Annotated in this window: 17 protein-coding genes and 1 other RNA gene; all 18 read left to right on the top strand. The window is 39.2% G+C overall.

Features of this window, described 5'->3' with window-relative positions:
* Nucleotides 1–1,164: an 8-amino-7-oxononanoate synthase gene (bioF, locus tag HMPREF1477_RS02025; RefSeq protein WP_016475636.1), complete on the top strand. Its 1,164-nt coding sequence runs from the start codon at nt 1–3 to the stop codon at nt 1,162–1,164.
* A 29-nt stretch (nt 1,165–1,193) separates the two neighbouring features.
* Nucleotides 1,194–1,535, top strand: a transfer-messenger RNA (tmRNA) gene (ssrA, locus tag HMPREF1477_RS09505).
* Nucleotides 1,536–1,804: 269 nt separating this feature from the next.
* Nucleotides 1,805–2,935 (top strand): efflux RND transporter periplasmic adaptor subunit, encoded by a 1,131-nt coding sequence (locus tag HMPREF1477_RS02020; RefSeq protein WP_005379895.1) that lies wholly within the window; start codon nt 1,805–1,807, stop codon nt 2,933–2,935.
* 9 nt (nt 2,936–2,944) lie between these two features.
* Nucleotides 2,945–6,154: an efflux RND transporter permease subunit gene (locus HMPREF1477_RS02015; protein ID WP_005379910.1), complete on the top strand. Its 3,210-nt coding sequence runs from the start codon at nt 2,945–2,947 to the stop codon at nt 6,152–6,154.
* 150 nt (nt 6,155–6,304) lie between these two features.
* Nucleotides 6,305–7,246: a manganese-dependent inorganic pyrophosphatase gene (locus tag HMPREF1477_RS02010; protein ID WP_005379914.1), complete on the top strand. Its 942-nt coding sequence runs from the start codon at nt 6,305–6,307 to the stop codon at nt 7,244–7,246.
* A 110-nt stretch (nt 7,247–7,356) separates the two neighbouring features.
* Nucleotides 7,357–9,546: a DNA helicase PcrA gene (pcrA, locus tag HMPREF1477_RS02005; RefSeq protein WP_005379893.1), complete on the top strand. Its 2,190-nt coding sequence runs from the start codon at nt 7,357–7,359 to the stop codon at nt 9,544–9,546.
* Between the two features lie 30 nt (nt 9,547–9,576).
* Nucleotides 9,577–11,577, top strand: a complete 2,001-nt coding sequence (gene ligA / locus HMPREF1477_RS02000; protein WP_016475635.1) for an NAD-dependent DNA ligase LigA — start codon at nt 9,577–9,579, stop codon at nt 11,575–11,577.
* 64 nt (nt 11,578–11,641) lie between these two features.
* Nucleotides 11,642–11,932 carry an Asp-tRNA(Asn)/Glu-tRNA(Gln) amidotransferase subunit GatC gene (gene gatC, locus HMPREF1477_RS01995; protein WP_005379966.1) on the top strand — a complete coding sequence of 97 codons (291 nt, stop codon included), beginning with the start codon at nt 11,642–11,644 and terminating at the stop codon, nt 11,930–11,932.
* Between the two features lie 11 nt (nt 11,933–11,943).
* The gene (gatA, locus tag HMPREF1477_RS01990) at nt 11,944–13,404 is read left to right on the top strand and encodes an Asp-tRNA(Asn)/Glu-tRNA(Gln) amidotransferase subunit GatA (protein WP_005379952.1); all 1,461 of its coding nucleotides are present in this window, start codon (nt 11,944–11,946) and stop codon (nt 13,402–13,404) included.
* The gene (gene gatB, locus HMPREF1477_RS01985) at nt 13,401–14,849 is read left to right on the top strand and encodes an Asp-tRNA(Asn)/Glu-tRNA(Gln) amidotransferase subunit GatB (protein ID WP_005379876.1); all 1,449 of its coding nucleotides are present in this window, start codon (nt 13,401–13,403) and stop codon (nt 14,847–14,849) included. The genes gatA and gatB overlap by 4 nt, the downstream gene beginning before the upstream one ends.
* A gap of 148 nt (nt 14,850–14,997) precedes the next feature.
* Nucleotides 14,998–15,363 carry a DUF4229 domain-containing protein gene (locus HMPREF1477_RS01980; protein ID WP_005379912.1) on the top strand — a complete coding sequence of 122 codons (366 nt, stop codon included), beginning with the start codon at nt 14,998–15,000 and terminating at the stop codon, nt 15,361–15,363.
* A gap of 64 nt (nt 15,364–15,427) precedes the next feature.
* Complete coding sequence (locus HMPREF1477_RS01975) at nt 15,428–17,173, top strand: B12-binding domain-containing radical SAM protein (RefSeq protein WP_005379961.1); 1,746 nt, start codon at nt 15,428–15,430, stop codon at nt 17,171–17,173.
* Nucleotides 17,174–17,187: 14 nt separating this feature from the next.
* Nucleotides 17,188–18,165: a TIGR01212 family radical SAM protein gene (locus HMPREF1477_RS01970; protein ID WP_005379958.1), complete on the top strand. Its 978-nt coding sequence runs from the start codon at nt 17,188–17,190 to the stop codon at nt 18,163–18,165.
* A complete protein-coding gene (locus HMPREF1477_RS01965; RefSeq protein WP_016475634.1) occupies nt 18,162–19,130 on the top strand; it encodes a PhoH family protein in 969 nt (322 codons plus the stop codon). Before HMPREF1477_RS01970 ends, HMPREF1477_RS01965 begins: the two co-directional genes overlap by 4 nt.
* A gap of 5 nt (nt 19,131–19,135) precedes the next feature.
* Complete coding sequence (ybeY, locus tag HMPREF1477_RS01960) at nt 19,136–19,612, top strand: rRNA maturation RNase YbeY (RefSeq protein WP_016475633.1); 477 nt, start codon at nt 19,136–19,138, stop codon at nt 19,610–19,612.
* Nucleotides 19,605–20,504: a GTPase Era gene (gene era / locus HMPREF1477_RS01955; RefSeq protein WP_005379880.1), complete on the top strand. Its 900-nt coding sequence runs from the start codon at nt 19,605–19,607 to the stop codon at nt 20,502–20,504. Before ybeY ends, era begins: the two co-directional genes overlap by 8 nt.
* A 35-nt stretch (nt 20,505–20,539) precedes the next feature.
* Nucleotides 20,540–21,874 (top strand): hemolysin family protein, encoded by a 1,335-nt coding sequence (locus HMPREF1477_RS01950; RefSeq protein WP_005379916.1) that lies wholly within the window; start codon nt 20,540–20,542, stop codon nt 21,872–21,874.
* Nucleotides 21,861–22,562, top strand: coding sequence for a DNA repair protein RecO (locus HMPREF1477_RS01945; protein ID WP_016475632.1), 702 nt, complete (start codon nt 21,861–21,863; stop codon nt 22,560–22,562). The genes HMPREF1477_RS01950 and HMPREF1477_RS01945 overlap by 14 nt, the downstream gene beginning before the upstream one ends.
* Nucleotides 22,563–22,672 lie beyond the last annotated feature (110 nt).

Here is a 22,672-nt window from a genome sequence, read left to right as displayed (position 1 = left end):
ATGGATTATTATCAAGACTTTCAAAAAAAACTAGAGGCTAAGGAGCAAGAACAAAATAAAAGAACGATTAAGACCTACGAGCCCTTAGATGCAGTACGTGTAAAACGCAATGATAGCGAGTATATCATGATGGCATCTAATAATTATTTGGGGCTTACCCATGAACCTCGTGTACAACAAGCGGCTATGCAAGCAATTCAACGATATGGCACCGGCTCTGGTGGTGCTAGACTTACATCAGGATCGTTTCCATTGTTTAAGGAATTAGAAATCGCTATAGCCAATTTTAAAGAAACGGAACAGTCACTTGTGTTTAATACAGGTTATATGGCTAATGTTGGTACGATTACGGCCTTAATGAACAAGCATAGCGTCATCATTAGCGATGAATTAAACCATGCTAGTATCATCGATGGGTGTCGCCTCAGTGGAGCTCATATTGAGCGGTATAAACATAAAGATGTAGAACATGCTGAATACATTCTTAAGAATTATAAATCTGCGTATAAAATGATCATTACTGATGGTGTATTTAGTATGGATGGAGATATTGCACCATTAGATAAGCTGTATGAGTTAAGTAAGGAATATAATGCTCTTCTTATGGTAGATGATGCGCATGCAACTGGCGTCATCGGAAATGGACGCGGCACAGCTCATCATTTTGGTCTAACCGATGTAGATGTACAGCTTGGTACCTTAAGCAAGGCTTTAGGTTCTGTTGGTGGCTATGTGGCGGGTCGTAAGGAATTAATAGAATACCTGATTAACTATAGTCGTAGCTTTATATTCTCTACTGCTCTGTCCCCAGCGGATATCGGTGCGGCTTTAGAGGCCTTACGAATTGTACATGATGAACCATATGTGGTCGGTACATTGCGTGATAACACTGTGTATATGGCACATAAATTACAAGCCATGGGCATTGATTGTGATGACGAAACACCTATATTCCCAATTGTGGTAGGTGAGAATAATCGAGCTTTAACATTGGCCCGTGAGTTGGAGGAACGAGGCATTATTATTACAGCGATTCGACCTCCTACGGTTCCTGTTGGTGAAAGTCGGCTACGCATGACGGTTACAGCCGCTCATAGTAAAGAACAACTTGATTATGTAGCGCAAACGCTGCATGAATTACTAGTTGACATGAATATACATTAGGGGTATGATAGATAAACCAACAAACCCATGGGGATGTAAAGGTTTCGACAGGGGCGAGTGTGGTATAGATAGCGAGTCGGCGTTCCATTGGGCCGTTAAACGGTGGGAAAACATTTAAACGCAGAAGAAAATTTTGCATTAGCTGCATAAGCTACGTCCCTCATACTTGTGCCTACCAAGTGTGAATGGACGTCAAACCGTAGGCTGGCTTAATTTAGTCGTTCATATGAATTAGGCGAGACAACATGAACTGGAGTACTGTAGTTTGTCTGTGAGCGATAGGTACTTGAGACATAAATCATAGACTGTGCTCGGAGAAGTCTATATGGCAACGCTTTTGGACAGGAGTTCGACTCTCCTCATCTCCACCATGAGATGATTCATACCGAAGATTGGTATCTTGTAATGATACTAATCTTCGGTATTTTTTGTTTTGTACACAAATTGTTATAAAAGTCAACAATATATGGTGTGAAATTGTACGCAATTGAATGTTTAAAAATATTGATAATATCTAGCTTTATTAGAGGTTTATAGGATATAGAAATCTTGACTATCGCATGGGAATAAAGTACAATATATTGAGAAATTTATGAATTTGGATCTTATAAATTGAGTGTTATGAAAAGGAGTACATGTAATGAAGTCTCGATATTCACGCATGTTAGCAGTATTAGCAGTATCCGCTTTACTGGTAGCAGGTTGTGGTAGTCAACAACAGCAATCTGCTGATGTGGCGGTAAATTCGTATAAAATCGTATCGCAAAACGCACAAGTTGATCAAACCTATACGGGTACGGTTAAGGCAGAAAATTCTGTGGCTGTACATGCTCGTGTTACTGGTTATGTGGTGGAAAAATTTGTTAAAGGTGGGGACCAAGTAGTAGCTGGTCAACCTTTATATCGCATCGATTCTCGCCAATATGAATCCAATGTAGCAACAGCGGAAGCTAATGTAGCAAGAGCTAATGCAGATTATCAAAATGCAGAAACTGATTTAGGTCGTTACGAAACATTGGCAAGTCAAGACGCGATTGCACGCCAACGCGTAGACACTCAACGTTCTGCTGCAGAACAAGCTAAAGCAGCTGTAGAAGCGCAACAAGCAGCATTGAAAATTGCGCAAGATAACTTGGGTGATACTATCATTTATGCACCATATTCCGGCACATTGAGTATGGATGCTGTTGATATAGGTACATTTGTTAATGCTGGCTCTACGACATTGGTAACCATCGATTCTGTAGATCCTATTTTCGTTGAATTTAGCATGACTGAACAAGAGTATCTTGAATTCATGGCTACTCGTTCTGGTGATGAAAACAGCGGTCTTAATTTGAAATTACGCTTAGCTGATGGCAAGGAATATAATCAAGTAGGCTCTGTTGTTCAAGCGGCAAGAACTTTAGATCCTTCAACAGGTAAGCTCATTTTGAAAGCTTCCTTCCCTAATCCTGATCATTTATTGTTACCTAATATGTTTGCTACCGTTATTTCTCCTGGTGAAAAATTAACGGATGCCATTTTGGTACCTACAAAAGCTATTTTACAAATTATGGATAAAAACTTTGTATATGTCATCGGTCAAGATGGAACAGTATCTCAAAAGGCTGTTGAACTTGGTGGCACTACAGGGGCTTTCACAATCGTTAAATCTGGTCTTGTAAATGGTGATGAAGTTGTTGTAGATGGTTTAACTAAGGTTAAAAATGGTGCAAAGGTACAAGCCACTGAATTGTCTAAAACACAAATTGAAACAGCTAAACAATAGGAGGTAGACGTGTCGAAATTCTTTATTAATCGACCTATCTTTGCCATTGTTATTGCCATCATGATTACATTAATCGGTTTGCTTTCAATGGTTAATCTTCCGGTAGCTCGATATCCACAAATTTCACCACCAAGTGTACGTGTTAGTACCATGTATACAGGTGCTACGCCTCAAGTACTGAATGATACTGTAGCCAGTGTAATTGAGTCTCAAATTGTAGGCGTTCAAGATTTAGACTATATGACATCTGATAGTGCTAGTACTGGTACATATTCTTTGTCATTACAGTTTAATCAAGGTAGTGATCCCGATATGGATACGGTTAATACCCAAAACCGTGTGCAAGCGGCGCTAGCTCAACTGCCTTCAGAGGTCCAACAAGTTGGTGTAACAACGACAAAATCCTCTGGCGATATGGCGTATATTTTCTCCTTGAATTCTCCTAATGGTACCTTTGATAGTACATTCCTTAAAAACTATGGTACAAACTATTTGATGGATGCCATTAAGGGCGTAAAAGGTGTTGGTTCCGTTCAAGAATTCGGTTCTGACTATGCAATGCGCATTTGGTTAGATCCTAGCAAGATGCAAAAATTAGGCATTACCATGTCTGATGTAACATCTGCTATTAAAAGCCAAAATGTACAAGCTGCAGCTGGTACAGTTGGTAAAAATCCTACCAATGGAGAACAAGCATTCCAGTATCCAATTAAAATTGATGGCCGTCTAGTGACAGAGCAACAATTTGGTAATATTGTTATCAAGAACTCTAATGGTACTGTATTACATTTAAAGGATATTGCTCGTATTGATGTGGGCGCAAAAGGGTACGATTTTGTCGCTAAGTCTTCATATCGCGATCCAAATGCTCCATCTGGTGAGATTTTATTTGTTGAACATCGTCCGTCTGCTGGTTTTGCCATTTCTTTACAAAATGATGCAAATGCTTTAGAGACGATTTCAAATGTTCAAAAAATATTGCAAGAACAGTCTAAGTCTTTCCCACAAGATTTGGAATATCACGAAGTCGTAGATAATACGAAATTCGTACGTGCCTCTATTAATGAAGTAGAGCATACATTCTTTGAAGCTTTATTGCTCGTACTCATCGTAGTGTATGTATTCTTGCAATCTTGGCGTTCTACATTGATTCCGATGATTGCAGTACCTGTATCATTACTAGGAACATTTGGCGCGTTTGTATTATTAGATTTCTCCATCAATACATTAACACTGTTTGCCATGGTATTGGCTATCGGCCTTGTCGTCGATGATGCTATCGTAGTGGTAGAGGCTGTTGAATATGAGTTAAAATATAATGGTTTATCTCCAAAAGAAGCTGCCATTGCGGCTATGAAAAATGTACAAGGCCCAGTAGTTGGTATTGCCTTTGTATTAGCCGCCGTGTTCATACCTGTTGCATTTATGGGCGGTATGACCGGTATTTTATATAAGCAATTCGCCTTAACAATTGCCGTTTCTGTGGCGATTTCCGCAGTTGTTGCGTTAATTTTGACACCATCGTTGTGTGCATTGATGTTAAAACCACATGTACAAAATGAACGTGAAGACTTTGTTCATCGTCAACTCAATAAATTTAATCGTGGCCTTGAACGTTTTAGTGATTGGTATGGTAAGGTGTTAGCTCGGTTGAGCCATCGTCTGAGCTTAACCGTTATTACATTACTCGTCTTTGCTGCTGGTACAGGTATCGTATTCCATTTCTTACCTACAAGTTTCGTACCTGCAGAAGATAGTGGATATTTCCTTATTGCTGTAAATGAACCACCAGGAGCAACGTCTGCTCGTACCGTGGAAACTCTTGATAAAATCAAAGATTTCTTAGAGCAAACACCGGGCATTAAAGATAATGTAGAACAAGTATTTACTGTTTCTGGGTTTGACCTTTTAGGTGGCTCTCAAAAATCTAGTGCTGGTGTTTCCTTTGCGGTATTAAAAGATTGGGATCAACGTAAATCATCTAATCAATCTGTTAATGCTATGGTGGGTGCAGTATTTGGCTTTGGTGCGAAGAATGTACCTGAAGCTAGTGTAGTAGCTTTGAATCCACCATCCATTCCAGGCCTTGGTAACACTGGTGGCTTTACAATGTATATCATTAATAAAGCTGGTGATAGTGCTGAGGTAATGGCGGAACGGGCTCAGGCATTTATGGCAGAAGCTAGAACTAATCCGGCTATTCGAACTGTTTACACCACATTTGATACATCATCCCCATCCTTACAATTTGAAATCAATCGTGATAAGGCTGCTCAAGATGGTGTTCAGCTCACTGATATCTTCACCACATTGCAAGGTTTCTATGGTAGTATTCAAGTTAATGATTATACATCGTATGGTAAGAACTATAAAGTTGTTGTTCAAGCAGAGGATCAATTCCGTCAAAATGCTGACAACTTGAATATGCTTGCAGTTCGTAATAGTAAGGGACAAATGGTTTCTATTGCTAACTACATTACGAAAGAAAAGACGGCAACCCCTTCATCTATCACGCGTTTCGATAATGCTATGGCCGTTAAAATTGGTGGCTCTGCGGCTCAAGGATATGCTTCTGGTGATGCAATTCAAGCATTGAAGGATGCAGCTGCTAAAACATTGCCAGCTGGTTATACCTATGATTGGGGCGATCAATCCCGCGAAGAATTGAAGGCTGGATCACAAACCATGTTGATTCTAGGTCTTGGCTTGACATTTGTATTCTTGATTCTTGCTGCATTGTATGAATCCTGGAAAGTTCCATTTGCCGTATTATTCTCCGTACCATCTGGTATGATTGGTGCTGCATTAGTACCATTCTTGTTGAATTTTACAGGTCGATTCCAATTAGCAAATGACATCTATATGCAAATTGGTTTGTTAACATTGGTAGGTTTAGCTGCTAAGAATGCTATTCTGATTATCGAGTATGCGAAGATTCGTGTTGACGAACGCGGTATGGATGTTGTCGATGCGGCTATCGAAGCGGCTAAGATTCGTTTGCGTCCAATCTTGATGACGTCCTTTGCATTCATCCTAGGCGTATTGCCATTGGCAATTTCTACTGGTGCCGGTTCTGGTGCTCGTACATCAATGGGTATCACAGTAGTAGCAGGTATGACAACAGCTACATTCTTTGGTATCTTTATCATTCCAATGCTTTTCATCATCATCGAAAAGATTGGTCCTGGATTCTTTACGAAACGTAAAAAGAATCATTAAATCCAAATTTCATAACACAAATAAAACACGCTTATAACATAGCTTATAGGCGTGTTTTTTTGACTGTTTTATGGTATAATATGCTAGTTAAAACGATTTAATTATCGCCTGGGCGGTATTGTGAAATATTTATATAAAAGAGGTATAAACATGAGTGATGTAAAAACATTTGTGGCTGGTCATAAAAGCCCTGATACTGATTCTATTTGTTCTGCAATTTCTTATGCTAATTTGTTAACACAAATGGGTACACCTGCAACGCCTGTATGTGCTGGTGATGCGAATAAGGAAACTAAATACGCATTGGAACATTTCGGTTTCGAACACCCACAAATCGTTACAAACTGGGAAGAGTTCGCTCCTAATGGTGGCGATTTATACTTAACTGACCACAATGAATCCAAGCAAATCATCGATGGTTACAAATCTATGAATATGTGTGGTGTTATCGACCATCACCGTATTGGTGATTTCGAAACTGATGGCCCTGTATTCATTCGCATGGAACCAGTAGGTTGTACAAATACAATTTTGACTAAACTTTATATTGAAAATAATCAAGAAATCCCTAAGAATATTGCTGGTTTAATGTTGTCTGCTATTATTTCTGATACTGTATTGTTCCGCTCTCCAACCTGTACAGAAACAGACAAGGAAATGGCTCATAAACTAGCTGCCATCGCTGGTGTAGATATTGAATCCTATGGTTTAGAAATGTTGAAAGCTGGCGCAGATATTTCTGATTTAACAAACGATGAAATCGTTCGTACTGATATGAAGGAATTCTCCGAAGCAGGTCAAACGATTTCTATCGGTCAAATTTCCGTTATGGATACAACTGATGTATTGGCTAAACAAGCTGAATTAGTAGCAGCTCTAGAAGCTCTTCGTACAGCTAATGGCTATGTGGCATCCTATATTATGGTTACCAATATTCTTGATGAAAGCACAACATTAATCTATAGCGGTGATGTAGAATCTGTTGTAGTTAACGCATTTGGTAAAGATGTAAAAGATAATGCTGTATTCTTACCAAATACAATGTCCCGTAAGAAACAAATTGTACCTCCAATTTTAGGAGCTATGAAATAATAAAGGATATAGACATATCATGGTAATAAAAACGTTGCTCTTGCAACGTTTTTATTATATGTGATGGTCATTTATAATTACTCATTTTATGTTATAGATAAGGAGATACCATGCAATCATTGTTAGATGGCTTGAATCGGGAGCAACAACAAGCCGTACAACATACCGAAGGACCACTATTGATTTTAGCAGGTGCAGGATCAGGGAAAACAAAGGTATTAACTGTACGTATAGCATATTTACTAGCTCAAGGTGTAAATCCTTATGAAATCTTAGCCATCACTTTTACCAATAAAGCGGCTAAGGAAATGAAAAGCCGTGTAGAAGGCCTTGTAGGAGATGTAGCTAACCGAATTTGGCTAAGTACATTTCACAGCTTTTGTGCCAAATTTTTACGCTTTGAATTAGATAATTTTTTAGGTTACAACAGCAATTTTACAATTTATGATACATCCGACTCTCAAGTCGTTATAAAAGCAGCGTTGAAGGCCCTTAATCTTGATGATAAATATTATCCTATAGGTGCCATGATTAGTGCTATTTCTGATGCAAAAAATAAATTGATGTTCGCTTCGGATTTTAGAAAACAAGCGCGTGACTTTTACCAACAAAAGGTAGCTGATGTATATGAGTACTACGAACGAGAGTTACGTAAAAACAACGCATTAGATTTCGATGATCTATTGCTCGTAGCGGTAAAATTATTACAATCTAACGCTGCTGTACTAGACAAATACAGCAAACGGTTTAAGTATGTGATGATCGACGAATATCAAGATACGAACCATGCTCAATACTTATTGGCGTATTTACTATCATCTCATTGGAAAAATATTGCCGTCGTAGGTGATGCTGACCAAAGTATTTACGCATGGCGTGGTGCAGATATTCAAAATATCCTCGATTTTGAAAAGGACTATCCAAATTGTACATCCATTAAATTAGAGCAGAATTATCGTTCTACTAAAATTATCTTGGATGCTGCCAATGCTGTTATCGACCATAATGAAGGACGTCCAGAAAAGAATCTTTGGACTGATAAGGTAGAAGGAGCTAAAATTCAACACTTTACGGCTCAATCGGAACATGAAGAGGCGGCGTTCATAGGCGATACAATTGTCAAAAAACATGATATTCACGGCGTACCGTATGGTGATATGGCAATCTTATATCGTACCAATGCACAATCCCGTGTGCTAGAAGAAGCATTGATTAAACGTGCCTTACCATACACAATGGTAGGTGGCACTAAGTTCTATGACCGAAAAGAAATCAAAGATGTGCTCGCCTATTTGCGCGTATTATATAATCCGTTTGATGATTTAAGTTTATTGCGTATTATTAATGTGCCGAAGCGTAGTATCGGTGCTACTACGGTATCTAAGTTACAAGATTATGCGCGTGAAAATGGTACATCCTTATTTATGACCTTAACGCAATTACATTTGGTCGATACCATTAAAGGAAAAACGAAAGAGAAACTTGAAGAATTTGGCATTTTAATTTTTACACTTGTTGCAGAAATGGATGATAAATCCGTTCTTGATATTTTAGAAGCTATCCTTGATCGAACTGGCTACTTGGCTCAATTAGAGGAAAGTACGGATCCACAAGATCAAGCGCGGGCAGAAAATATCGGTGAATTATTATCTGTAGCAAAGGATTTCCAAGATACAAATCCAACGGGTACTGTGGAGGATTTCTTGGAACAAGTAGCTTTAGTGAATGATGTTGATTCCTTTGAACAAGAGGAATCTAAGGTTACCTTGATGACATTACATGCTGCTAAGGGTCTTGAATTCCCTATCGTATTCCTCGGTGGCTTGGAAGAGGGTTTATTCCCACATAGTCGTACCTTGATGAATCCAGAGGAAATCGAAGAAGAACGACGCCTTGCGTATGTAGGGATTACGCGTGCTGAAAAGGAATTATACATTTCTAATGCTACAACTCGCACCGTATTTGGTCGTACTAGTAGCTATTTACCATCTCGTTTCATCGATGAAATTCCGGCGGAACTCGTCGATGGTTTACGTGCGAAACGAAGAATTCCTGATGATATTAAACCAACAGTACCACGACATATGTCCGTAGCAAGTCGCCCTGTAACAAAGCCGATTATTCGCAATGAAGTTATCGCTGATTGGAAGGTTGGGGATACTGCGATTCACAGCAAATGGGGGAATGGTAAGGTCGTCAATGTTACCGGTGAAGGGGCTGGCATGAAGTTGACCATTGAATTTCCTACACAAGGTGTTCGTGTAGTTATGGCTAAGTTTGCACCGGTAAAAAAAGGTTAGAACAATCATTGTATGATATAGAGGATAATTATGAATCCTAAAGATAGAATAGAACAATTACAAAAAGAATTGACTCATGCGCAGTATCTATATTATGTAAAAGATAATCCGACGATGAGCGATTTTGAATATGATCAAAAATATCGTGAGCTCGTGGATTTAGAAACGTCACATCCTGAATATATTGTGCCATCGTCTCCGACACAGCGGGTTGGCATCAAAGCGGATGGTCCCTTTGAAAAAGTAGTCCATGGTAGACCTATGCTCAGCTTATCCAATGTGTTTAGTGCGGATGATGTGCGTGCTTTTGACCAACGGGTAACGAAGGAATTGGGACATCAAACAAAGGCTTATGTGTTGGAGTTGAAAATTGACGGCTTAGCTGTTAATTTGCACTATGAAAATGGTATCTTTGTTCGTGCCGTCACACGCGGTGATGGTAAGGTAGGGGAAGATGTAACAGCCAATGTGCGTACCATCAAATCCATTCCTTTATACCTAGAAAATGCGCCAGAATTTATCGAAATTCGCGGTGAAGCGTACATGCCACATAGCGAATTTAAGCGTATCAATGAGGAACGCGATGAAGAAGGGTTACCGACCTTTGTCAATCCTCGCAATGCAGCGGCAGGTTCCTTGCGTCAACAAGACCCTGCTATCACAGCAAGTCGTAATCTTGCGTTCTTTGCTTATGCCATCGGTTCTGAAAGCGGTGCTAATATTCATACGCAAGAGGAATTGTTACATACATTGGAGAATTTCCATTTCTCTGTAAATCCTCATTATCGCGTTTGTAAGACCGTAGATGAAGTTATTGAGGCTATTAATTATTGGGGCGAAAAACGTCATGAACTGCCATATGATACCGATGGTATGGTGATTAAGGTTAATGACTTTGATGACCAAGAGGTGTTAGGATCAACGGCTAAAGATCCTAAGTGGGCTACGGCTTACAAATATCCTCCAGAAGAGGTGGAAACAATTGTCAAAGATATTACCATTAATGTAGGCCGCACTGGTGTATTGACGCCAACTGGAGAACTAGAACCTGTGTTTGTATCCGGCACTAATGTGAGCCGTGTTACACTACATAATCAAGACTTTATCACAGAAAAAGACATTCGCATTGGTGACCATGTCCTCATTCACAAGGCGGCTGAAATCATTCCAGAAGTCATTCGTGTATTGCCTGAAAAACGTACGGGCAGTGAGGTTCCTTTTACAATTCCCAATCGTTGTCCTGTTTGTGAAAGCCCAGCAGTACGCCGCGATGGTGAAGCGGCCATTCGCTGTACCAATAAACATTGTCCTGCTATAGAAAAGGAACAAATCATTCACTTTGCATCTCGCGATGCGATGAATATCGATGGACTTGGCCCAAGTATTGTGGAAAATTTAATCAATGAAAAATTGATTACTAATGTAGTTGATTTATATCATTTGACTACGGAATCTATCATGGGTATGGACCGTATGGGTAAAAAATCGGCAGATAATCTTGTGAAAGCTATTGCAGATTCTAAATCTCGTGGATTAGATCGCGTACTATTTGGCCTTGGCATTCGCCTTATAGGTTCTAAAGCGGCCGGTACAATTGCTAATGTTGTGAAGTCTATGGATAGATTCCTAACCATTACTAAGGATGAATTAGTAGCTGTAGAAGAAATTGGCCCTACCATGGCAGATAGCATTATCGAATATCGAGAAGACCCTCAACATATTGAGATTATCAATGGCTTGATTGATGCCGGTCTAAAAATGGATGTAGATGTGCAAGAAACTGCGGGGAATGAAATGGAAGGAGAAACCGTCGTTCTTACCGGTAAACTTGAGGTTATGGGTCGCAGCGAAGCGGGTAAACTATTAGAAAAACATGGTGCGAAGGTGACCGGATCCGTATCTAAAAAAACAACGCTTGTCATTGCTGGTGAGGATAGTGGCAGTAAATTGACGAAAGCGAATGAACTTGGTATTCGCGTCATTAATGAAGAAGAATTTACTGAATTATTACGTGATTTAGGCGAATTATAATCCTTTATTTTGAAAATAAAACCTATTTGCTTTATAATAATAAGATATGAAAGGATGTGGACCGATGAAAATCAGCCAAGAGGAAATTAAGAAAATCGCTTTACTGTCCCGATTAGAAGTAAAAGAAGATAAAATGGCTAGCGTTGAGAAGGAATTATCCGATATCTTAACGTATGTAGCAGAATTAAATGAATTAGAATTAGATGATGTAGAAGTGATGGCTCATGCTGTTCCTTTGCATAATGTATTTAGAGAAGATGAGACTAAACCTTCTTTAGATCATGATTTAGCATTGTCTAATGCACCTGAAGAAGAAGATGGATACTTTAAGGTGCCTCGCGTTGTACAAGAATAGGAGGTTTCACTGTGGCAACAATTCATGAATTACACACTAAATTAGTGAACAAAGAAATCAGTGCTGTAGAATTAACAAATGCAGTAATTAGTCACAAAGCAAAAGTGGAACCAGAGGTACATGCGTATTTATCTGATTCTCACGAATTAGCATTAGCATCTGCAAAAGCTGTAGATGAAGCAATTGCTAAAGGTGAAGCTATTTCTCCATTAGCAGGTATTCCTGGCGCTATTAAGGATAATATTTGTATTAAAGATCAACCTGCTACATGTGCATCTAAAATGTTGGAATATTTCATTCCTCCATATAATGCATCCGTTATTGAACGATTACATGCTAATCACTTAGTTAGCTTAGGTAAACTTAACATGGATGAATTCGCTATGGGCGGTTCCACAGAAAATTCCGCATTAGCTAAAACAGCTAATCCATGGAATTTGGAATGCGTACCAGGCGGTTCTTCCGGTGGTAGTGCAGCTGCAGTATCCAGTGGTTCTGCTATTTGGGCATTGGGCTCCGATACAGGTGGTTCTATCCGCCAACCAGCATCCTTCTGTGGTGTGGTAGGTATGAAGCCTACCTATGGTAATGTATCACGTTATGGGTTGATTGCCTTTGCATCCTCCTTGGATCAAATTGGACCTGTTACACGGGACGTAACTGATGCTGCATTGGTATTAAATGCCATTGCTGGCCATGACCCTAAGGATTCCACATCAATTCCTGGCGAACGTGTAGATTATACAAAAGCGCTTGTGAACGATGTTAAGAATTTAAAAATTGGTGTACCAAAAGAATTCTTTGGCGATGGTCTTAATGCAGAAGTACGCAAGGCTATCGATGAAGCTATCGAAACTTATAAAAAATTAGGTGCTGAAATCGTTGAGGTTTCCTTGCCTAGCACAAAATATGCTTTGTCTGCGTACTATATTATCGCATTGGCAGAAGCAAGTTCCAACTTGGCTCGTTATGATGGTGTAAGCTATGGTTTGCGTGTGCCTGCAGATAATTTGGTAGAAATGTCTACTAAAACTCGTACAGAAGGCTTTGGACCAGAAGTACAACGTCGTATCTTGCTCGGTACCTATGTATTGAGCGCAGGTTATTACGATGCGTACTATTTGAAAGCTCTTAAAGTACGTCGCGTTATCAAAAATGAATTTGATGCAGCCTTCTCCAAGGTTGATTTGTTATTGGCTCCAACAGCCCCTAACACAGCGTATAAGTTTGGTGAAAAAATCAATGACCCATTAGCAATGTACTTAGAAGATATTTGTACAGTTCCAGCTAACTTAGCAGGTATTCCTGGTATTAGCATTCCAGCGGGCATGAGTAGCGATAACTTGCCAATCGGCTTACAATTATTGGGTCCTGCAATGGGCGAAGAAACATTGTTACGTGCCGCTTTCACATTCGAACAAGCACGTCCAGATTGTCAATTAGTAGCACCAACTGGGGAGGTTTCTCTATGAGTAGTAAATACGAAACAGTCGTTGGTTTAGAGGTTCATACAGAGCTTAAGACTAAGTCTAAAATCTTCTGTGGTTGTACCACTGAATTCGGCGGTGATCAAAATACACATGTATGCCCAGTATGTCTTGGCTTACCTGGTGCTATGCCTGTGTTGAATAAACAAGTAGTAGAATTTGCCATCAAAGTAGGTTTAGCGTTGAATTGTGAAATTCTTAAATTCAACAAATTTGACCGTAAAAACTACTACTATCCTGATTTGCCTAAAAACTATCAAACATCTCAATATGACTTGCCAATCTGCTTGAATGGTCATTTAGATATTGAAGTAAATGGTGAAACTAAACGAATCGGTATCACACGTATTCACATGGAAGAAGACGCTGGTAAATTGGTTCATAGCGGTAATACGATTTCCGATTCCAACTCTTCTAATGTCGACTATAACCGTACAGGCGTACCTCTTCTTGAAATCGTATCTGAACCAGATATTCGATCCGGTGCAGAAGCGAGAGCATACGTTGAAAAATTGCGTTCCATTTTGCAATATTTAGAAGTATCTGACGGTCGTATGGAAGAAGGTTCCTTGCGTGGTGACTGTAACGTATCCGTACGCCTTCGTGGCTCCAAAGAATTTGGTACACGTACAGAAACTAAAAACGTTAACTCCTTAACAGCTATTCAAAAGGTTGTTGAATACGAAGCATTGCGTCAAGCTAAGCTTATCGAAGCAGGCGGCAAAGTAGACCAAGAAACACGTACGTGGGACGATGCACAAGGCATCACTCTTGGCATGCGTAAGAAGGACGAAGAAAATGATTACCGTTACTTCCCAGAACCAGACTTGGTACCAATCGTAATTACGGACGAAAAAATCGAAGAAGTACGTCGTTCCTTGCCTGAATTGCAAGACGCTAAAATTGCGCGCTTTGTATCTGAATATGGCTTGTCTCATGAAGATGCAACCATCCTTACCATGGCTCGTAAGACAGCTGATTATTTAGATGCAGCTGTGAAAGCTGGCGCAGATCCTAAGACTGTGGCTAACTGGATGCTTGGTGATTTGTCTAAGATGATCAATGAAAGCGGCTTAACATTTGGTGAATCTAAGGTAAGCCCTGAAAACTTGGCTGGTATGATTGCTCTTATTGAAAAAGGCACCATTTCTGGTAAAATTGCGAAAAAAGTTATCGTATCCATGTGGGAATCCGGTAAGGATGCTGATGCTATCGTAAAAGAAGAAGGTCTTGTTCAAATTACAGATACTGGCGCTATTGAAGAAATCGTAAAACAAGTTATCGCTAATAACCCACAACCAGTGGCTGACTTTAAGGGCGGTAATGGCAAAGCTATCGGTTTCTTGGTAGGTCAAGTTATGAAAGAATCCAAAGGCCGTGCTAACCCAGGTATGGTTAATCAATTATTACAAAAATTCTTAAACGACTAAGACTATCTTGACTTAGTTCATCATAATATTGTATAAACGAATTGTCCTCTATGGTATATTTACCATAGGGGATATTTTGTTTCCATGACTATTATGGTATAATAAATTGTATAAAATTGATTAATAGTTTTGTGATAAGGAATATATCATGAATAACCAAAATACAATGAATGAAAATAAAGAACAAGAAACTAAGACACGTGTCCTAAGCGATACAGAGCGCCGCGATTTTGATGGCGTTACCATTGATGAAGAAGGGGATACTGTACAAGTTGAATTTACCCCTACTCAAAAAGAAGAAGACCGAAGTGGGTATGATCAATTTCAAGACTATGGTCCTCGTGTGAAGGTATATCATTTTGGCGGTTCTAGTTGGCTAAGCCGTATCATTATGATTATTGTATTAGCTGCAATCTTAGCAGCTATCGTATTCTTTGGCGGCATCATCTTGTCCATCGTTGGCGTGGTCATCCTAGTAGGGGCTATTATCTCCTTTATCTTAGGCTTGTTTTAATGGTATAATATATCTATTATGACAAGACGGTGGCAAGTCCATTCGATGATGCTAAAGGGGTACTATGAACGTAGTTCTATCAACATTAAACTCAAAATTTATACATTCTTCACTAGCCTTGAGATATCTCAAGGCTTATGGTGAAGCCCATGGACAGGCATACGATATAGTGGAATATACTATTAATATGCCTGTTTTGCATATTCTCAGCGATATTACTGAGCATGATATCGATATCCTAGGTTTTGCCTGCTACATTTGGAATATTGAAATGACCTTGCATGTGGTGGATATGGTGAAAGCTGTACGACCAGATATTAAAATCGTATTGGGCGGACCAGAGGTTTCTTTCACAGCCGATGAATTATTAGAACGGTGTCCGAATATCGATTATATTGTACAAGGTGAGGGCGAGGAAGCATTCCATGCCCTTGTAACGGCATTACATCTTGGTAATGATGGATTAGACCCTGTGATTCCTGGCGTGAGAGGACGTAGGGATGGTAGTATTCTAGGATCTTTAGAGGCTGTAGAGGTTTCTGATTTATCGTCTATACCATTTCCATATACAGAAGAAGATATGGATGATTTAGAGCATAAGATTATTTATTATGAATCTTCTCGTGGGTGTCCTTTTTCCTGTCAATACTGTTTATCTGGCAATAAGAATACGGTGCGATTCTTTCCGCAAGAGCGGACATTAAAGGAACTGCAATGGTTTATTGATCATGGTGTGAAGCAAGTAAAATTCGTAGACCGCACCTTTAACTGTGCACCTCATCATCATAGACCACTTATGGAGTTCATGAGAGATAGCGATACAGATATGAATTTCCACTTAGAAATGGAACCGGAGCTTATGACGGAGTGGGAAACTAACATTCTTTGTGAAACGCCGCCTGGACGCATTCAAATCGAGGTAGGTGTACAAAGTACGCATAAGAAAACATTAGATGCTATCAATCGCTATAATGATTGGCCATACATCCAAAAATCTATACGTCCTATTATTCAAGCAGGACGTACGCATGTTCACATGGATCTTATCGTAGGATTGCCTCACGAGGATTTTAAACGATTTGGACAATCTTTTAACGATTTATTTAGCTTACAACCTCATGCATTACAAATTGGATTCTTAAAATTACTAAAAGGATCTGGTGTACGACGGATGAGTGAATATAAATATGTAGCAGATCCGTTGGCTCCATATGAGGTTTTGAGTACTCATGTATTACCTTATGATGATGTACGTTTCTTGAAATATTTTGAAGATGTATTTGAGCGCTTTTATAATAGCGAACGATTTAGAACAACCTTTGGCTATATTGGACAACAATTGATTCACGGTGAAACGGATGCATTTACTTATTTCTGTGATATGACACGTGCATGGCTTAAGGAAGGTAATCATAAGGTCAATCTTAAGGATATAGACCAAATTGAATTCTTATATCGTTTCTTCCTTGCAAAAGGTGATACGATAGCTGCAGAATTATTGCAATACGATACATTGGTAAGTTATCGCGGTAAGGTTCGCAGCGAAGCAGTAGGATTGCCGAAACAAACGAAGGAATTGCTACAAGTAGGCGAAGCGTTCTGGCGCAATGAAGAGATTGCGTCTACATTTATTCCAAATTATACGTTTAAAGAATGGCGTAAAATTCGCCAACAATATGTGGAAATGACAATGAGCCGTGAAACAGCATCATATTTAGGCATTCAACATATACCAGAAGGGGCTTTCACAGTGATCATAGATGTGAATAAAGAGGTGGCCCCTTTCATTCGCCCTGAAAACATACAATGATATAGAGGAGTGTTATGTCAGATACAACGAGACCGAAACGGTACCGGATGGTGTCAAAATTTTATAAAGAAACATATGGTGAAAAGGTATATAAATTACCTGTTGCATTACCTTTAACCTGTCCTAATCGAGATGGATCAGCTGGTGTTGGAGGATGTACATTCTGTGGGGAAATCGGTGCTGGTTATGAAAATAGACCTGCATGGATGACGGTGCGCATGCAATTAGAAGAAAATATTGCACACATTGGACCTAAATATAAGGCTAAAAAATTTATACCTTATTATCAAAACTTTAGTAATACCTATTTACCTCTTGAGGATTTTAAATCCTATATGGAACAAGGTTGTATTGATGAAGCCGTAGGGATTGCAATCGCTACGAGACCTGATTGTATTTCTAATGAGTATTTAGATGTATTACAGGACATACAACAACGATTTCATAAGGATATCTACATTGAATTAGGATTGCAAACCGTTAATTATCATACACTTGAGAAGATTAATCGAGGCCATGATTTAGCGCAATTTATCGATGCGGTTTTACGCATTAAGCGTTATGGATTTAATGTGACCACACATATGATTGTTAATTTGCCTTGGGATACGATGGAGGATACCATTGAAGGGGCCAAAATTTTATCATCCCTTGGCGTTGACCAAGTAAAGTTACATGCTCTATATATTGTGAAACATACATTGATGGCCAAATGGTATGAAGAAGGTCAAATTACCTTGATTAGCGCCGAGGAGTATGCGGAGCGCGTTGTTCAGTTTTTACGTCATCTCCATCCAGATATTGTGTTGCAACGATTAGTGGGTCGTGCCCCAGAAGATAATACATTATTTACCAATTGGTCTATGGGCTGGTGGCGTGTACAGGATTTAATCGACGATATGATGGATGAACTAGATGCACATCAAGGTGATTTATGTGATTATTTAAATGGTAAAGCAGTACGTAAATTTATAGATGGGGGACAAGCATGAGCGAACGGGTATTTACCTTTCCTACCTATGACTTAGCACAATCTATACTAGGTCAACACAATAGATATTTACAAATGATGAATGAAGTCATTCCTGCGGATATTGTATCCCGTGGTGATACAGTTGTCATAAAAGGGGACGAGCTTCACGTAGAGGCGTTGTATCGGACATTACAGGAACTGGTATTCCTCTATAAAGAAGGCAGTACGATTACAGAATCTCAAGTTCGCATTGCTGCTAAGATGGTGATGAATGGCAAAGGGGATGCCCTTCACTCAATGTTCGAGGATACTTTGTCCGTAACGATGCGCGGTAAAAGCATTACGCCAAAGACGGAAGGTCAAAAGCAATATGTAGACAGTATTCGCAAGAATACTATCACCTTTGGCATTGGACCTGCCGGTACAGGTAAAACGTTCTTAGCTGTTGCATTAGCCGCATTTTACTTGAAGAACCGCAATGTAGATAAGATTATTTTGACGCGACCTGCCGTAGAGGCTGGTGAACGACTAGGGTTCTTACCTGGCGAACTACAAGATAAGGTAGATCCATATTTGCGTCCGCTTTATGATGCGTTGCACGAAATGTTTGGTATTGAACAAGTACAACGCTTTATGGAACGGGGCACAATCGAGGTGGCACCATTAGCGTACATGCGCGGTCGTACATTAGAAAATGCCTTCGTCATCTTGGATGAAGCACAGAATACGACGGCAGAGCAAATGAAGATGTTCTTAACTCGTTTAGGTAATAACTCTAAAATGGTCGTCAATGGTGATAAAACACAAATTGACTTGCCTCCGCGTGTCACATCTGGTCTTTTTGAAGCAGAAAAGGTATTAAAACGCGTGTCTGGTATTCATATGGTGTATTTTACAGATCAAGATGTGGTGCGTCATGATTTGGTAGGTCGCATCGTTAAAGCCTATGATGCATACCATCAAAAGCTTTCAAAGGAAGAATAAGAATTATGCATATACAAATTAGTTATGATGATGGTATAACCAGAGATACTAAGATTGAAGAGGTTATACAAAAGGTTTGCGATGAAGTGAGCCGCGTGTATGGACTTGAAGATGATGAGTTAAGCATTCTACTATGCGACAATAAGAAAATTCATGAACTAAATAAGGAATATCGCGGTATTGATAGACCAACAGATGTATTGTCCTTTGCCCTTAATGAAGGGGACGATTACGAAGGTAGTGAAGAGGAACATCACCTATTGGGGGATATGATACTCTCCTTGGAACGAGCTCATGAACAAGCTGTCGAGTACGGGCATAGTTTTGAACGGGAATTAGCCTATTTGACAACACATAGTTGTTTGCATATCTTAGGCTATGACCATATGACCGATGAAGAAAAAAAAGAAATGCGCACAGAAGAAGAATTTGTGCTTTCTAATTTAGGGTATGTACGAGAGGATCAACCATATAATGAATAAAGCAGAACATTTTAAATCCGGCTTCGTAGCCGTTGTAGGGCGACCAAATGTAGGCAAGTCTACCATGATTAATGCCTTGATAGGCGACAAGATTGCCATTGTATCCGATAAGGCACAGACAACGCGTAACCGCATTATTTGTGTTTACACTGATGAAGAAAAACAAATCGTTTTCATGGATACACCTGGCGTACATAAGCCAAAACATAAACTAGGTGAATTTATGGTCGATGCAGCCATTGAATCTTTGAAGGAAACAGAGGCCGTTCTATTTGTTGTGGCAGGTAATGAAAAACGAGGTCCAGGAGATAATTTCATCATTGAACAATTAAAACGCGTGAAAGTACCGGTATTCCTCGTAGTCAATAAAATTGATACACTGCAAAAAGAACAGGTATTAGAAGCTATCGTATCCTATCAAGATGCGTATCCATTTGCTGGTGTCATTCCTATTTCGGCAAAGAATAAAGAAAATTTATCTGAACTTCTTAATGTGCTAGGTGAGCATTTGCCAGAAGGTCCTCAATACTTCCCAGAAGATATGATTACGGACCAACCAGAACGATTGATTATTTCTGATATCGTTCGCGAAAAGATTTTGTTGTCTACCCGTGATGAAATTCCTCATGCCATCGCTGTAGATGTAGATGAAATGAAGACTCGTGATGATGGAACCACTTATATTCGTGCTACTATCTATTGTGAACGAGATTCTCAAAAGGGTATCATCATTGGTAACAAAGGTGCGTTACTACGCAAGATTGGTGCAGAAGCGCGCATGGATATTCAAAAGTTATTGGCTACAAAAGTATATCTTGATTTATGGGTTAAGGTTAAAAAGGATTGGCGTAATAAATCGGGTATGCTTTCAGAATTGGGATATAAAAAATAGATTATTTAGATTGATTATAGTTAGAAAGGATTGTTATGGACAGTATAGATGCCCTGTTACCGATTGGGTTCGGCATAGTATGTATTTTCTTAATTAACTTTTTGGTGGTAGCAAAATTCTCTTTTGCACGGTTGCGCAAGGAACACGTAGAGGATATGGAAATCCTACATGAAAAGGATCGCCAATTCTTGTTAAAGCTATACCAAAATCCTGAGTATTTCCTTAATACTACACAATTTCTAATACTCTTTTTCATTCTCACCTTAGCAGGTACTGGCACATATATCTTTAATAGTTTTGTGGTAGGTATCATGGATATTTTTAATATCCATGGTACATGGGTTCATCATATTTTAGACCTGATCTTGCTTATTATCATTAGTCTTATCGTCCTCATCTTTGGCGAAATTGTACCGAAAGCATTGGGTTTATCATTCCCTACAAAATATGTAAATATGCATAGTCGCATCGTCGTTGGGGTTGGTCGTATTGTATATCCTTTTGTCTGGTTAGCTAGTAAAATATCCAATTGCATCCTTAAATTTTACCAAACAAAATACTTAACTGAACTAGACCTTGTATATACGGAAGAGGAACTACGCATGATGATTTCTAGAAGTCATGAAGAAGGTCAGTTAAATCAGGTAGAATCTGAGTTGATAGACAATGTGTTCAACTTTGTGGAACGTATGGCAAAAGAGGTTATGGTACCTCGCCAAGATGTGGATTGTATTTTCGTGGAAGATGGTTATGACGAAGCCATGAAGGTAATTCGTTCTACATCACATACTAGATACCCATTATGTGTGGAAGATAAGGATCATATTGTAGGCCTTGTACATATTAAAGATTTGATGGAACGTCAAAAGCAAGCTAGAAAAGATTTACGCAATATCAAACGAGATATTTTGACAGTTCCTGAAGTTATGAAATTATCTACCTTATTGCAATACATGCGAACACGTCGTATTTACCAAGCCGTAGTTGTCGATGAATACGGCGGCATGGTTGGGCTTGTAGGGTTAGAGGATATCATTGAAGAATTAGTAGGGGATATTCAAGACGAACATGAACCTCATTTGCCGGCTACGATGAGTTATTCTGATGGCTCCTTTGAGTTTGACGGCAAGGTTCTTGTGGATGAAGTGTCTGAAATGATGAATATTCACATTGAAGACTCCGATTCCGATACGATTGGTGGCTATATCTTCGGTCTATTAGGCCGTACTCCAATTGTGGGGGATACTGTTGATGCTTATGGTTATACATTTGAAGTAATTAAGATGCAAGGTTATCGTATTTCACGTTTGCGTGTAACACCTTTACCTGAGTCTGAAACTGTTACGGATGATGAACATGAACAAGATTAGTGGCGCTTTTAATACGCCGGCCATCGTGGTGAGCCGAAAAAAATACAAGCTCTATTCGGTGTTTACCTTTATCACACCGTCCTTAGGTATTATTAGGGCCTCTTTTCCGCATAAACGATTGCAAACATTGCGTAATGCATCATATTTGCGCCCCTTCAGCGCTATGTATATCACAGTTGTGCAGGACGGAGAATTTGTGAAAGTCACACAAATAGATGGGTCCTATGTGGTGGAATCTCTAGATACGAATCTAGATAATATTGCCTATGCAGCCGTAGCCAGTGAACTGATACAAGAACTATTTGCATCGTATGATGTTGATCGTAATGTATTTAATGCTGTAGTCAATTATTCAAAATCGATACGTCAACGAAATGTACGATTAGGGACTATCATATTGGGATGGCAAATGCTGTCGTTAGCGGGGGTAATGCCACAACATGAGGCTTTTAATACCGGAGATGGAATTGATTTATTCTGGAACGAACTACGGATACATACGCATATGAATCCATCCCTTTCATTACGCAACGCAATGCCCAATATTTTGGCCTATCAATGGGGCGATGCAGCACCTATTGAACTTCCTGGAACTGTATGGAAGGAATTAGAACGATTACTATTTTCTTATTGTGAACAGGAAATAGGTAAACAACTGCAAAGTGTAAAATTTCTGATGAGTTTATAATATATACTGATAAATTGTAGGTATCGATACATAAGACTCCTTATCAAAAATTTTTATAAATTTTAAACCACTTATCTCAAATAGGTTAGATAAACCTATTTAAGATAAGT

Origin of the sequence: Veillonella sp. HPA0037 (assembly GCF_000411535.1) — a bacterium.
In the GTDB taxonomy this organism is placed as follows: Bacteria; Bacillota; Negativicutes; order Veillonellales; family Veillonellaceae; genus Veillonella; species Veillonella atypica.
Note: the sequence above shows the minus strand (reverse complement) of the source record. Positions and strands in the feature narration are given on the sequence as shown.